This window comes from Achromobacter sp. B7, from assembly GCF_003600685.1.
Taxonomy (GTDB): Bacteria; Pseudomonadota; Gammaproteobacteria; order Burkholderiales; family Burkholderiaceae_B; genus Achromobacter; species Achromobacter spanius_B.
In genome coordinates this window covers 715,954-729,420 of sequence record NZ_CP032084.1, presented here as the reverse complement: position 1 = coordinate 729,420, position 13,467 = coordinate 715,954, and the positions used below count along the sequence as shown (strand labels likewise).

Here is a 13,467-nt window from a genome sequence, read left to right as displayed (position 1 = left end):
TCAGAACGAAAACTGGTTCAACACATCCGGCATACCCTTGGCCAAGTCTTCCGCCTCGCGGCTGGCCAGAGTAGCGGCGTCCCACAGCTCGAAGTGCGCGCCCAGACCGAGCAGCATCACATCGCGCGTCATACCGGAAGCGTTGCGCAGTTCAGGAGCGATCAGGACCCGGCCGGAGCCATCCAGTTCGACATCCTGAGCGTTGCCCAGCAACAGCCGCTGCAACGCACGAGCCGTCATGGGAAAAGCGGCGATCTGCTCGCGCTTCTTTTCCCATTCAGGCCGCGGGTACACCAGCAAGCAGCCGTCAGGGTGGCGGGTCAGGGTCAGCCGGCCATCGGCCTGCGACATGAGCGCGTCACGATGCCGGGTCGGAATCGAGATCCGCCCCTTCGCATCCAGCGTGAGTGCGCTGCTTCCCTGAAACACCACTTTTACCCCACTTAATTGCACAATTTCCTACTATTTCCCACTCTACGGTATGGCAATGGGGCGGTCAAGCGAGTGGTTGCAATTTTTTCAATCACAACAAGGACTTAGGCCAATATGTAAAACCGCAAAAAGAAAAACCTCCTGATTTATCAGGAGGTTGCGGCACACACTAAAAGTCCTTCGTCAGAAGTAGCGGCTAACGATGCCTTTGCATTGTTTTACGCCGCGCCCTTTGCACCGGTTGGCGAGGCTTCCCGCCGAACGCCCCATTTTGGCGCCGGGAAAAAATCGCCGGCGCATGCCGCGCGGCCAGGCATTGATGCCCGGCGCCGCGCGGGTGGGAATATTCGATGCAAGACGGGTCTATAGGCCGGATTCTGTACACCAGGTTGCCCTGGCGGACGATCATTCCTCTGCGCGGATCATTGCTGAGCCGCTCTAGCCATCTACCCGCATGCTTGGACGGAGCCGCCCTTCGCGACCCGAGGGCCGCACGCATGCCTATTTGATGTTGCTCCGGATAGAGGTTGCCGCGTTTCACCCTGAGACGCCGCCATTCGTTGCCGAACGACGCGATACGGAGATGGCCGTACCTGTGCGCGCAAAGCGCGCCCGCTTCCCAGTCTCGTCTCTGTGGCCCTATTCCTCAACCGCGCCCGAGGACGCGGCCGGACGGCCGTTAGCCGTTATCCTGCCCTGTGGAGTCCGGACCTTCCTCGATGGATTCGCATCCACCGCGATCGCCCGACCCGTCTTGCGGTTCGTATTCTATTACAGGTAGCGGCACTGTCCCCGACACGCCCCGGTCTTGGCCCATTCAACGGCTTGCCGAGGTTCCTGCGACAATACGCGTTGATCCGCTTAGAAGCCGCAGAAAAGACCGACTACATGGCCCTCGCTACCCTCATCACCCTGACCGACATTCAGCTGGCCTATGGCCACCACCCGTTGCTGGACCATGCCGACTTCGCCATTCAGGCCGGCGAGCGCATCGGCCTGATTGGCCGCAATGGCGCCGGCAAGTCGTCGCTGCTCAGGCTGTTGGACGGCCGCACGCTGCCCGACGACGGCGACATCGCCCGCAGCTCGGGGTTGCGCGTGGCCACCGTCGAACAGGAACCCGAGCTGGACGAAAACGCCACCGTATTCGACGTGGTCTGCAACGTGGAAGGCGACCATGAAGACTGGCAACGCCCTTCTCGCGTACGCGCCATGCTGGAAAAGCTGGGCTTGCCCGCGGACGTGCAGATCGCGGGCCTGTCGGGCGGCACGCGCAAGCGCGTCGCGCTTGCACGCGCCCTGGTTGAAGAACCCGACCTGCTGCTGCTGGACGAACCCACCAACCATCTGGACTTCGAAGGCATTGCCTGGCTGGAAGAGATGCTGCGCGGCTGGCGGGGCGCCGCCGTCATCATCACCCACGACCGGCGCTTTCTGGACGCCGTCACCACCCGCATCGTCGAACTGGACCGCGGCCGCCTGCTGAGCTTTCCCGGCAACTTCTCGCAGTGGCAGGAACGCAAGGCCCAATGGCTGGAATCGGAACGCCTGGAACAGGCCCGCTTCGACAAGCTGCTTGCGCAGGAAGAAGTCTGGATCCGCAAGGGCGTCGAGGCCCGCCGTACCCGCAATGAAGGCCGCGTGCGCCGCCTGGAAAGCCTGCGGGTCCAGCGCGCTGAACGTCGTGAACGTATTGGCGACGTCTCGTTGGCACTGGCTGAGGGCCAACGTTCGGGCAAGCTGGTTGCCGAGCTTGAGCATGTCGGCAAGACCTTCGGCGACAAGGTGGTCGTGAACGACTACTCCACCACCATCCTGCGCGGCGACCGCATCGGCATCATCGGGCCCAACGGCGCCGGCAAGACCACGCTGCTCAAGCTCATCCTGGGCGAGATGCAGCCCGACAGCGGCACGACGCGAATGGGTACCAATGTGGCCGTCGCGTATTTCGATCAGATGCGCGCGCAGCTGGATGAAAACGCGTCGCTGGTGGACATCATCAGCCCGGGCAGCGAATGGGTTGAAATCGGCGGCACCCGCAAACACGTGATGACTTATCTGGGCGACTTCCTGTTCTCGCCCGCCCGCGCCGGCTCGCCCGTGCGCAGCCTGTCCGGCGGCGAACGCGCCCGCTTGCTGTTGGCGCGCCTGTTCGCCCGCCCTGCCAACGTGCTGGTGCTGGACGAACCCACCAACGACCTGGACATCGAAACGCTTGAGCTCCTGGAAGAGCTGTTGCAGGAATATGCCGGCACCGTGCTGCTGGTCAGCCACGACCGGGCGTTTTTGAACAACGTTGTCACGCAGACCATCGCCTACGAAGGCGACGGACACTGGCGCGATTACGTCGGCGGATACGATGAATGGGTGGCGCAGCGGCCCGCGCCTGCCGCAGTGGAAACCGATGTGGAAGCCACCGCCAAGCCCGCTGACGAAAGCGCCGCGCGCGCCAAAGTGGCCCGTGCCAAGCCGGCCAAGGCCAGCAAGATCAATGCATGGGACTTGCGCGAGCTTGAAGGCCTTCCCGATGCCATCGCCGCGCTGGAGGCGCAGCAGGCGGAACTGGCCGGCAAGTTGGCGGACGGCAGCCTCTACCGCGACGCGCCGGCGGAAGTCGAGCGCATCAACGGCGAACTGGCCAAGCTGGAAAGCGAGCTTGAAGAAAAGTTCGCGCGTTGGGAATTGCTGGAAGCACGCCGCGACGGCACGCTGTAAAACGCAGGCACGACTTTTTTCGGCAGCTTATATTTCGGTCATCTATATATAGGCACATCTATATCGGCCTATTGACCGCCCGCGACACAGCAAAAAATCGGGGTGATCGGCAACATGCCGATCACCCCGATTCACGTTAGTGGCCGCGCCCGAGCGCGCCCCGTGCCGCTCAAGCGTGAGCGCGCCAAGCCAGCGCCTCGCCCGCCGCCAACGGCACCAGCGTCGTGTTGCCGAATGCCAGTTCTTCGGGCACCTGATACGTTTCGCGCACCAGCGTCAGCGTGCCGGTATTGCGCGGCAGACCATAAAAATCCGGACCATGGAAGCTTGCAAAGCCTTCCAGCTTGTCCAGCTTGCCCACGGCATCAAACGCGGTCGCATACAGCTCCATCGCGTGCAGCGCGGTGTAGCAACCCGCACAGCCGCAGGCGTGTTCCTTCAAGCCGCGGGCGTGCGGCGCGCTATCCGTGCCCAGGAAAAACCGGGGGCTGCCGCTGGTGGCGGCCTCGACCAGGGCAAGGCGGTGCGTTTCGCGCTTCAGGATTGGCAGGCAATACCAATGCGGGCGCACGCCACCTTGGAAGATCGCGTTGCGGTTGTAGAGCATGTGCTGAGGGGTGATCGTCGCGGCCGTCGGCCCTTCAGCATCACGCACATATTCGGCGCCTTCTTTCGTCGTGATGTGTTCGAACACGACCTTCAAGGCCGGGAATGCGCGGCGCAAGGGTTTCATGACGCGTTCGACAAAAATGGCTTCGCGGTCGAATACGTCGATAGCAGGATCCGTCACCTCGCCGTGCACGAGCAGCGGCATTCCGCATTTTTCCAATGCTTCCAGGGCCTGCGTGCACTTGCCCAACAAGTCAGTCACGCCGGCGTCCGAGTTGGTCGTCGCACCAGCGGGATAGAGCTTCACCGCGTAGACCTGACCGGATGCATGCGCGTTGCGGATCTCTTCGGCTGAGGTGTTGTCCGTCAGATAAAGCGTCATCAGCGGAGTGAAGGCGTCGGCGTTGCCGCCCGCCTTGCGCAACGCTTGAAGGATGCGATCCCGATATGCCAGCGCCTGCTCGGTGGTGGTCACCGGCGGCTTCAGATTCGGCATGATGATGGCTCGCGCAAACTGGCGCGCGGTGTCGGCCACCACGGCTTCCAGTGCCGCGCCATCGCGCAGATGCAGGTGCCAATCATCAGGGCGGGTGATAGTAAGCTGAGTCGTGCTTTGAGTAGACATGGAAGAGGCTTCTTAATCTGCCAGCGGCATGCCCCGTTCTGCCAGCGCGGCAAACATCGCGCTGCCCAGGGGAATGACCGCATCGTTGAAATCAAAATGAGAGTTGTGCAGCACGCAGCCGGACTCGGCGCCGCCTTGGCCCAGGCGGAAGTATGCACCCGGCTTGCTCTGCAACATGAACGAGAAATCTTCGGAGCCCATCGACGGCACCAGATCGCGCACCACGTTTTCTTTGCCGATCATCTCGGTGGCGATGTCGGCCACCAGGTTCGCATGCTGCGGCGTGTTCAAGGTGGCGGGATAGATGCGTTCGTAGATCAGTTCAGCGGTCCCGCCGAACGCGCTGGCGATTGCGGTGACCAGCTCTCGCATGCGAGTCTCGACCATTTCCTGGACCGACTTGCGAAACGTACGCACAGTGCCCACCAACTTGGCTTCGCGCGGGATGACGCTCATGGCGCCGGGATGGCCCGCCTGCATCGACCCGATCGACACCACGGCGGAATCCAGCGGGTTCACGTTGCGCGATACGATCGTCTGGAGCGCCGTGATGATCTGGCCGGCGATGGTTACCGGATCAATGGTTTGATAAGGATGCGCGCCATGGCCGCCGCGCCCGGTGATCTGGATCTCAAAACGATCTGCCGCCGCCATCATCGGCCCAGGGTTGATGCCGATGGTACCTGGCCGCAAGCCGGGCCAGTTGTGCAGGGCATAGATGGCATCACACGGAAACGTGTCGAAAAGGCCATCCTCCAGCATCGCGCGCGCACCGCCTCGGCCTTCCTCGGCGGGTTGGAAAATCAAGACCGCCGTACCGTCAAAATTGCGCGTCTGAGCCAGGTATTTGGCGGCACCGATCAGCACCGCCGTGTGCCCGTCGTGACCGCATCCGTGCATCAAGCCAGGCTTGGTGGACTTATGACCGAAGTCATTGTCCTCGGTCATCGGCAAGGCGTCCATGTCCGCGCGCAGCCCGATCATGCGGCCGCTGTCGCAGCGCCGGCCACGTATCACGCCGACCACGCCCGTCTTGCCTATCCCCCGATGCACTTCGATGCCCAACGCTTCCAACGCGCCGGCGACGATCCCGGAGGTTCGCACCTCTTCGAAACCCAGTTCGGGGTGGGCATGCAAATCGCGTCGCAGCGCAGTCAACTCGTCATGAAAAAGTCGAATTGATTCCAAGGCAGATCGTGCGTACATAGGAGGTTACAGAATGGCGTGATAGAGGGGACGGTGCGTATATTTTAGTTGCTACAGAGGATAAATGCCTTTGTCTTTACCAGAGAGACACGTTATGCTCCGGCCGCAGGACAATTTTTCCAACAGCCAGAGAAGGAGCGCCGCATTATGGCCACAACCTCCAAACCCGCGACCGCGCGCAAGCCGAACGCTGCATTCATGAAGCCCCTGACCCCCAGCGCCGAGTTGGCCGCTGTCATCGGCTCGGAAGCCGTGCCGCGTACCGAGGTCACCAAGAAGATCTGGGAATACATCAAGAAGCACAACCTGCAAGATGCCAGCAACAAGCGCAACATCAACGCCGATGCCAAGCTGCGCCCGATCTTTGGCAAAGATCAGGTCACGATGTTCGAACTGACCAAACTGGTCAACGCACATCTGAAGTAAGCAGGCAAAGGGCGTACCCCGTACGTCCCTGCCTCCTGGATTGTCGCGACGCCCTGGCTTTTCGCCGGGCTAGCCAACCCTCTGTTCAGCTGCGCCATCTTCGGCGCACCATCCCAAATCCACGTTCTGTGGATGCGGCGAAGCTCAATCCCCATACCGCCCCAGCACTTTCGGATCGCCCCGTTTGCGCCCCGTTTGACGCGCCGTTGTGTCTGCTCGTGTGTGTGTCCAAGCCCTTGCGTCGGGACGCGCTTAACGCTTGTCTGCGCGCGACGCGTCTTTGCGAGGGCATCGCGATCACAGCCAATTCGTGGACGTAAAAAAGCCGGCATTTCTGCCGGCCTTCTAAGCGCCTACAAGACGCTTTTTCCCAATCACGCGTAGGGAGTCGGTGAGCTGCCTTCCAACAGCGCCAGCCAGCCTTTGATCAAGCGATACAGCACCCACACGACCGTCGCGATCAAGCTGATCCAGCCAATGAAGATGTACACCGCGATGGCGCTGATCGCCAGCCACAGCATCGCCCACCAGAACGTACGCAACATCCAATCGAAGTGGCCAGCGTAAACCGTGCCGGCGGCGTCAGAGCGTTTCAGGTACATCAGCACCACGGCCGCCAATGTCGCAATGCCCAGAATTCCACTTGTCAGAAATCCCAGGGCGAATAAACCGTATGCCACATGGGTCAGCGTGCGCAGGTCCAACGTTGTGCCGGGCACGGGGGTCTGGGGATCACTCACGATAACGCTCCAACGAATTGACTCGGACAATCTTACCGCACAATACCCACCCATCCACGGGCGTTGTTATTTCGGCACATTCAGCATTGGCGCGGCTTGCAGCGTGATTGATAGCGCCCTTGCGGCGTCAATTGGTCGTTCATTTGCGAGCTCATTTTGAGCCTGAGTTCGAACTATTATCGCCAAAGACAAAGCCCCACCGTGAACGGCGGGGCTTTGAGGGATAAGAGCTTGACGATGACCTACTTTCACAGACGTCCGTCCACTATCATCGGCGCGAAGGCGTTTCACTGTCCTGTTCGGGATGGGAAGGAGTGGTACCACCTTGCTATGGTCGTCAAGCGTAACTGCTTGAGTGGTTGCCTTGAGCGTCAACCTCTCGAATCTTTGTGTACTGCCTGGCACTGCATGAACATCCAATCACATTCGTGATGTGACGCCGAGTAGCTGTCATCACGCTTGACCGCGTTCTCACTTATACAAAAACAAAACCCCACAGGATTACCTGTGGGGTTTTGCACAATAAAAGCCTGACGATGACCTACTTTCACAGACGTCCGTCCACTATCATCGGCGCGAAGGCGTTTCACTGTCCTGTTCGGGATGGGAAGGAGTGGTACCACCTTGCTATGGTCGTCAGGCGTAACTGGTTGAGCGGTTGCGGGTTAGCGCAACGGCTCCAATCTTGGAAGAAACACAACGTGTGGATGATCAGAGGCTGGCTCGATGATCATGCACAGGGGGGTCGTAATTGGTGTTGGCTGGCTGCTGACGGTGCAGCCAGATTTTGTATTGAACGACACTTGGAACGCTATATCACCAGGTCAATAACCATCAGTGTTATAGGATCAAGCCTCACGAGCAATTAGTATCGGTTAGCTTAACGCATTACTGCGCTTCCACACCCGACCTATCAACGTCCTGGTCTCGAACGACTCTTTAGGGGGATCAAGTCCCCGGGATACCTAATCTTCAGACGAGTTTCCCGCTTAGATGCCTTCAGCGGTTATCTCTTCCGTACTTAGCTACCCGGCAATGCCATTGGCATGACAACCGGTACACCAGAGGTACGTCCACTCCGGTCCTCTCGTACTAGGAGCAGGCTCCGTCAAGTATCCAACGCCCACGGCAGATAGGGACCAAACTGTCTCACGACGTTTTAAACCCAGCTCACGTACCTCTTTAAATGGCGAACAGCCATACCCTTGGGACCGGCTACAGCCCCAGGATGAGATGAGCCGACATCGAGGTGCCAAACACCGCCGTCGATATGAACTCTTGGGCGGTATCAGCCTGTTATCCCCAGAGTACCTTTTATCCGTTGAGCGATGGCCCTTCCATTCAGAACCACCGGATCACTATGTCCTGCTTTCGCACCTGTTCGACTTGTCAGTCTCACAGTCAAGCACGCTTATGCCATTGCACTATCAGCACGATTTCCGACCGTACCTAGCGTACCTTCGAACTCCTCCGTTACACTTTGGGAGGAGACCGCCCCAGTCAAACTGCCCACCATGCACTGTCCCCGATCCGGATAACGGACCAAGGTTAGAACCGCAAACAAACCAGGGTGGTATTTCAAGGATGGCTCCACGTGATCTAGCGACCACGCTTCAAAGCCTCCCACCTATCCTACACAGGCCGGTTCACAGATCAATGCAAAGCTACAGTAAAGGTTCATGGGGTCTTTCCGTCTAGCCGCGGGTAGATTGCATCATCACAAACACTTCAACTTCGCTGAGTCTCAGGAGGAGACAGTGTGGCCATCGTTACGCCATTCGTGCAGGTCGGAACTTACCCGACAAGGAATTTCGCTACCTTAGGACCGTTATAGTTACGGCCGCCGTTTACCGGGGCTTCGATCAAGAGCTTGCACCCCATCACTTAACCTTCCGGCACCGGGCAGGCGTCACACCCTATACGTCGACTTTCGTCTTTGCAGAGTGCTGTGTTTTTAATAAACAGTCGCAGCCACCGATTCTCTGCGACCCCATCATGCTAAGCGCGCAGGCGCTTCACACTACCGGGGTATACCTTCTCCCGAAGTTACGGTATCAATTTGCCGAGTTCCTTCTCCTGAGTTCTCTCAAGCGCCTTGGAATATTCATCCCGTCCACCTGTGTCGGTTTGCGGTACGGTCTCGTACAGCTGAAGCTTAGAGGCTTTTCTTGGAACCACTTCCAATCACTTCGCAAGCAATGCTCGCTCGTGCCATACCCTTGATTTACGCGCCCGGATTTGCCTAAGCGCCATCTTCGATACAGCAACAGGGACATCCAACACCCTGATGATCTTCCGCGATCCGTCCCCCCATCGCACTGTACGACGGTACTGGAATATTAACCAGTTTCCCATCAGCTACGCATCTCTGCCTCGCCTTAGGGGCCGACTCACCCTGCGCCGATGAACGTTGCGCAGGAAACCTTGGACTTACGGCGAGGGGGCTTTTCACCCCCTTTATCGCTACTCATGTCAGCATTCGCACTTCTGATACCTCCAGCAGCCTTTACAAGCCACCTTCGCAGGCTTACAGAACGCTCTCCTACCGCGTGCACTAAAAGTGCACACCCGCAGCTTCGGTTTATCGCTTAGCCCCGTTACATCTTCCGCGCAGGACGACTCGATCAGTGAGCTATTACGCTTTCTTTAAAGGATGGCTGCTTCTAAGCCAACCTCCTGACTGTCTATGCCTTCCCACTTCGTTTCCCACTTAGCGATAATTCGGGACCTTAGCTGGCGGTCTGGGTTGTTTCCCTCTTGAGTCCGGACGTTAGCACCCGGTGCTCTGTCTCCCAAGCTGTACTTGCGGGTATTCGGAGTTTGCCATAGTTTGGTAAGTCGCCATGACCCCCTAGCTATAACAGTGCTCTACCCCCCGCAGTAATACTTGAGGCACTACCTAAATAGTTTTCGGAGAGAACCAGCTATTTCCAGATTTGTTTAGCCTTTCACCCCTATCCACAGCTCATCCCCTAATTTTTCAACATTAGTGGGTTCGGTCCTCCAGCACGTGTTACCGTGCCTTCAACCTGGCCATGGATAGATCATCTGGTTTCGGGTCTACACCCAGCGACTGAATCGCCCTATTCGGACTCGCTTTCGCTACGGCTTCCCTATTCGGTTAACCTTGCCACTGAATGTAAGTCGCTGACCCATTATACAAAAGGTACGCAGTCACCCCACAAGGAGGCTCCTACTGTTTGTATGCATACGGTTTCAGGATCTATTTCACTCCCCTTCCGGGGTTCTTTTCGCCTTTCCCTCACGGTACTGGTTCACTATCGGTCGATCACGAGTATTTAGCCTTGGAGGATGGTCCCCCCATCTTCAAACAGGATTTCACGTGTCCCGCCCTACTTGTCTTACGCTTAGTTCCACACACAAGATTTCATCTACAGGGCTATCACCTGCTACGGCCGGACTTTCCATTCCGTTCGACTATCTTGCGCGCTAAAACGTAAAGGCTCTTCCGATTTCGCTCGCCACTACTTTCGGAATCTCGGTTGATTTCTTTTCCTCGAGCTACTGAGATGTTTCAGTTCACCCGGTTCGCTTCCACTAGCCTATGTATTCAGCTAGGGATACTGCATTGCTGCAGTGGGTTTCCCCATTCGGACATCTACGGATCAAAGCTTGTTTGCCAGCTCCCCGTAGCTTTTCGCAGGCTACTACGTCCTTCATCGCCTGTGATCGCCAAGGCATCCACCATATGCACTTAGTCGCTTGATCCTATAACGCTGTAGGCTATAGGACCTGAGTATTAGCGCTTGTGCCGTTCATAAGTTTCAAAGCAGTCTGAGGTTATTCACCCCAGTCTTGAGAACTTGGAACAAAATAATGCAATCACAACCCGTACTTATTTTCTTCGGCTTGCGCCGAGTACTTAATAAGTACATTTCGTTGTGCTTCTTCCAGATTGTTAAAGAACGAATATAGCTGTTAGGTAAAACCTAACTCATAACGCTGACAACAGCGCTATGAGTTAGCCTCTACATCACCACCGGGGCGATTATGAGAATCAATGGTGGAGGTGAACGGGATCGAACCGATGACATCCTGCTTGCAAAGCAGGCGCTCTCCCAGCTGAGCTACACCCCCATATCCTGCATGGCAGAATACTTGGTGGGTCTGGTTGGATTCGAACCAACGACCCCCGCCTTATCAAGACGGTGCTCTAACCAACTGAGCTACAGACCCAAAACCTTCTCGGATCAGTAGTCAGGTAGCTGAAGACCCAGGGAAGATTCCCTCGACCCAAGCCTACAACTGATCCCAGCTATATCAAACAACCGATAAGAGTGGACGCTTAACACGAGCACTTAAGCTCTGAAAGGAGGTGATCCAGCCGCACCTTCCGATACGGCTACCTTGTTACGACTTCACCCCAGTCATGAATCCTACCGTGGTAATCGCCCCCCTTACGGTTAGGCTAACTACTTCTGGTAAAACCCACTCCCATGGTGTGACGGGCGGTGTGTACAAGACCCGGGAACGTATTCACCGCGACATGCTGATCCGCGATTACTAGCGATTCCGACTTCACGCAGTCGAGTTGCAGACTGCGATCCGGACTACGATCGGGTTTCTGGGATTGGCTCCCCCTCGCGGGTTGGCGACCCTCTGTCCCGACCATTGTATGACGTGTGAAGCCCTACCCATAAGGGCCATGAGGACTTGACGTCATCCCCACCTTCCTCCGGTTTGTCACCGGCAGTCTCATTAGAGTGCCCTTTCGTAGCAACTAATGACAAGGGTTGCGCTCGTTGCGGGACTTAACCCAACATCTCACGACACGAGCTGACGACAGCCATGCAGCACCTGTGTTCCGGTTCTCTTGCGAGCACTTCCAAATCTCTTCGGAATTCCAGACATGTCAAGGGTAGGTAAGGTTTTTCGCGTTGCATCGAATTAATCCACATCATCCACCGCTTGTGCGGGTCCCCGTCAATTCCTTTGAGTTTTAATCTTGCGACCGTACTCCCCAGGCGGTCAACTTCACGCGTTAGCTGCGCTACCAAGGCCCGAAGGCCCCAACAGCTAGTTGACATCGTTTAGGGCGTGGACTACCAGGGTATCTAATCCTGTTTGCTCCCCACGCTTTCGTGCATGAGCGTCAGTGTTATCCCAGGAGGCTGCCTTCGCCATCGGTGTTCCTCCGCATATCTACGCATTTCACTGCTACACGCGGAATTCCACCTCCCTCTGACACACTCTAGCTCGGTAGTTAAAAATGCAGTTCCAAAGTTAAGCTCTGGGATTTCACATCTTTCTTTCCGAACCGCCTGCGCACGCTTTACGCCCAGTAATTCCGATTAACGCTTGCACCCTACGTATTACCGCGGCTGCTGGCACGTAGTTAGCCGGTGCTTATTCTGCAGGTACCGTCAGTTTCACGGGGTATTAGCCCATGACGTTTCTTTCCTGCCAAAAGTGCTTTACAACCCGAAGGCCTTCATCGCACACGCGGGATGGCTGGATCAGGGTTTCCCCCATTGTCCAAAATTCCCCACTGCTGCCTCCCGTAGGAGTCTGGGCCGTGTCTCAGTCCCAGTGTGGCTGGTCGTCCTCTCAAACCAGCTACGGATCGTCGCCTTGGTGAGCCGTTACCCCACCAACTAGCTAATCCGATATCGGCCGCTCTAATAGTGCAAGGTCTTGCGATCCCCTGCTTTCCCCCGTAGGGCGTATGCGGTATTAGCTACGCTTTCGCGTAGTTATCCCCCGCTACTAGGCACGTTCCGATACATTACTCACCCGTTCGCCACTCGCCACCAGACCGAAGTCCGTGCTGCCGTTCGACTTGCATGTGTAAGGCATCCCGCTAGCGTTCAATCTGAGCCAGGATCAAACTCTTCAGTTTAATCTCTGTATTTGTTTCGTATTCTTGGTCCGAATAAATCCGAACCAGGTCATACGTCGCTACTCAAAGGAAGTGAGGTATGTTCTTAAACTTGACGTCTAAGGTACTTCACTTCTAGTGAGCACTTGATTTCATTGTGCTTGTGAAGCAAGCCAAGGTTTAACCCCGGACTTAAATCACAGTGCATCGCATCAAGCGCCCACACTTATCGGTTGTTTAATTGTTAAAGAGCGGTACTGCAAATTCGGTACTACAAACTGCTTACTGCTACCTGCTGATCCTGCCCGCGCTGCGCGGCTTTTGCCTTGCGTCGCTTGCTGTTTTCAGCAGCAGAGAAACGAGATTATGAAGGGTTTTTTATCGCTTGTCAAACCAGTGTCACATCTGTTCGCTTGGAGCGGGTCATCTGTTGCACTGCCTGGCTTACGTAGCCTTCAGGCCTCTCACCAGCGTTTCCGCCAGCTCCTCTCTTTTAGCAGCTGTCGAAATATCGGGGCAGTTACCCTGAACTTTCGGCAGCAGCCAAGCCCGCTACTATAACATCTTTTCTACAAGTTATGCAACTGGCCCTTGCCTATTTTGCACCGTCTTGCACGCTGCTGTTTTCTGAATCTCTTCATCTTACAGCGGCGAGAAGTATAGCTTCTCACTTATATAGAAAACAAAACCCCACAGGATTACCTGTGGGGTTTTGCACAATAAAAGCCTGACGATGACCTACTTTCACAGACGTCCGTCCACTATCATCGGCGCGAAGGCGTTTCACTGTCCTGTTCGGGATGGGAAGGAGTGGTACCACCTTGCTATGGTCGTCAGGCGTAACTGGTTGAGCGGTTGCGGGTTAGCGCAACGGC

General features: G+C 56.8%; 6 protein-coding genes, 2 tRNA genes, 5 rRNA genes and 1 other RNA gene. 2 read left to right on the top strand and 12 right to left on the bottom strand.

From position 1 onward, the window contains the following. Positions 1-429, bottom strand: coding sequence for a division/cell wall cluster transcriptional repressor MraZ (mraZ, locus tag DVB37_RS03360; protein ID WP_006226256.1), 429 nt, complete (start codon positions 427-429; stop codon positions 1-3). Positions 430-782: 353 nt separating this feature from the next. Then, positions 783-1,188, bottom strand: an RNA gene (gene rnpB / locus DVB37_RS03355) — RNase P RNA component class A. 132 nt (positions 1,189-1,320) lie between these two features. Between rnpB and DVB37_RS03350 the strand changes: the two genes are divergently transcribed. Further along, positions 1,321-3,147, top strand: a complete 1,827-nt coding sequence (locus DVB37_RS03350) for an ATP-binding cassette domain-containing protein (protein WP_120157380.1) — start codon at positions 1,321-1,323, stop codon at positions 3,145-3,147. A gap of 169 nt (positions 3,148-3,316) precedes the next feature. On the opposite strand, the gene pyrC is transcribed toward DVB37_RS03350, so the two are convergent. Next, on the bottom strand, positions 3,317-4,381 hold the full coding sequence (pyrC, locus tag DVB37_RS03345) for a dihydroorotase (protein ID WP_104143376.1): 1,065 nt from the start codon (positions 4,379-4,381) through the stop codon (positions 3,317-3,319). Between the two features lie 12 nt (positions 4,382-4,393). Beyond that, positions 4,394-5,587, bottom strand: a complete 1,194-nt coding sequence (locus tag DVB37_RS03340) for a M20 aminoacylase family protein (RefSeq protein ID WP_104143374.1) — start codon at positions 5,585-5,587, stop codon at positions 4,394-4,396. 147 nt (positions 5,588-5,734) lie between these two features. Here DVB37_RS03340 and DVB37_RS03335 point away from each other — a divergent pair, with 147 nt between their 5' ends. Further along, positions 5,735-6,013: an SWIB/MDM2 domain-containing protein gene (locus tag DVB37_RS03335; RefSeq protein WP_006217453.1), complete on the top strand. Its 279-nt coding sequence runs from the start codon at positions 5,735-5,737 to the stop codon at positions 6,011-6,013. Positions 6,014-6,387: 374 nt separating this feature from the next. Here the strand turns inward: DVB37_RS03335 and DVB37_RS03330 are convergent, their stop codons facing one another. The 8 genes from DVB37_RS03330 to rrf (DVB37_RS03295) form a co-directional block, all read right to left on the bottom strand. Then, positions 6,388-6,807 (bottom strand): membrane protein, encoded by a 420-nt coding sequence (locus DVB37_RS03330; protein WP_046804327.1) that lies wholly within the window; start codon positions 6,805-6,807, stop codon positions 6,388-6,390. A gap of 175 nt (positions 6,808-6,982) precedes the next feature. Next, positions 6,983-7,095, bottom strand: a 5S ribosomal RNA gene (gene rrf, locus DVB37_RS03325). A gap of 186 nt (positions 7,096-7,281) precedes the next feature. Continuing rightward, a 5S ribosomal RNA gene (gene rrf, locus DVB37_RS03320) occupies positions 7,282-7,394 on the bottom strand. 203 nt (positions 7,395-7,597) lie between these two features. Continuing rightward, positions 7,598-10,482, bottom strand: a 23S ribosomal RNA gene (locus DVB37_RS03315). Between the two features lie 293 nt (positions 10,483-10,775). Further along, a tRNA-Ala gene (locus tag DVB37_RS03310) sits at positions 10,776-10,851 on the bottom strand. 22 nt (positions 10,852-10,873) lie between these two features. Further along, positions 10,874-10,950, bottom strand: a tRNA-Ile gene (locus DVB37_RS03305). A gap of 132 nt (positions 10,951-11,082) precedes the next feature. Continuing rightward, positions 11,083-12,613: ribosomal RNA gene (locus DVB37_RS03300) — 16S ribosomal RNA — on the bottom strand. 704 nt (positions 12,614-13,317) lie between these two features. Then, a 5S ribosomal RNA gene (gene rrf, locus DVB37_RS03295) occupies positions 13,318-13,430 on the bottom strand. Together the 16S, 23S and 5S rRNA genes with 2 tRNA genes alongside form the textbook arrangement of a ribosomal RNA operon. Positions 13,431-13,467 lie beyond the last annotated feature (37 nt).

Excerpts from the sequence above, each read along its gene's own strand:
- DVB37_RS03350 (WP_120157380.1), top strand. The coding sequence starts at position 1,321 with ATGGCCCTCGCTACCCTCATCACCCTGACCGACATTCAGCTGGCCTAT.
- pyrC (WP_104143376.1), bottom strand. The coding sequence starts at position 4,381 with ATGTCTACTCAAAGCACGACTCAGCTTACTATCACCCGCCCTGATGAT.
- DVB37_RS03340 (WP_104143374.1), bottom strand. The coding sequence starts at position 5,587 with ATGTACGCACGATCTGCCTTGGAATCAATTCGACTTTTTCATGACGAG.
- DVB37_RS03335 (WP_006217453.1), top strand. The coding sequence starts at position 5,735 with ATGGCCACAACCTCCAAACCCGCGACCGCGCGCAAGCCGAACGCTGCA.
- DVB37_RS03330 (WP_046804327.1), bottom strand. The coding sequence starts at position 6,807 with ATGGGTGGGTATTGTGCGGTAAGATTGTCCGAGTCAATTCGTTGGAGC.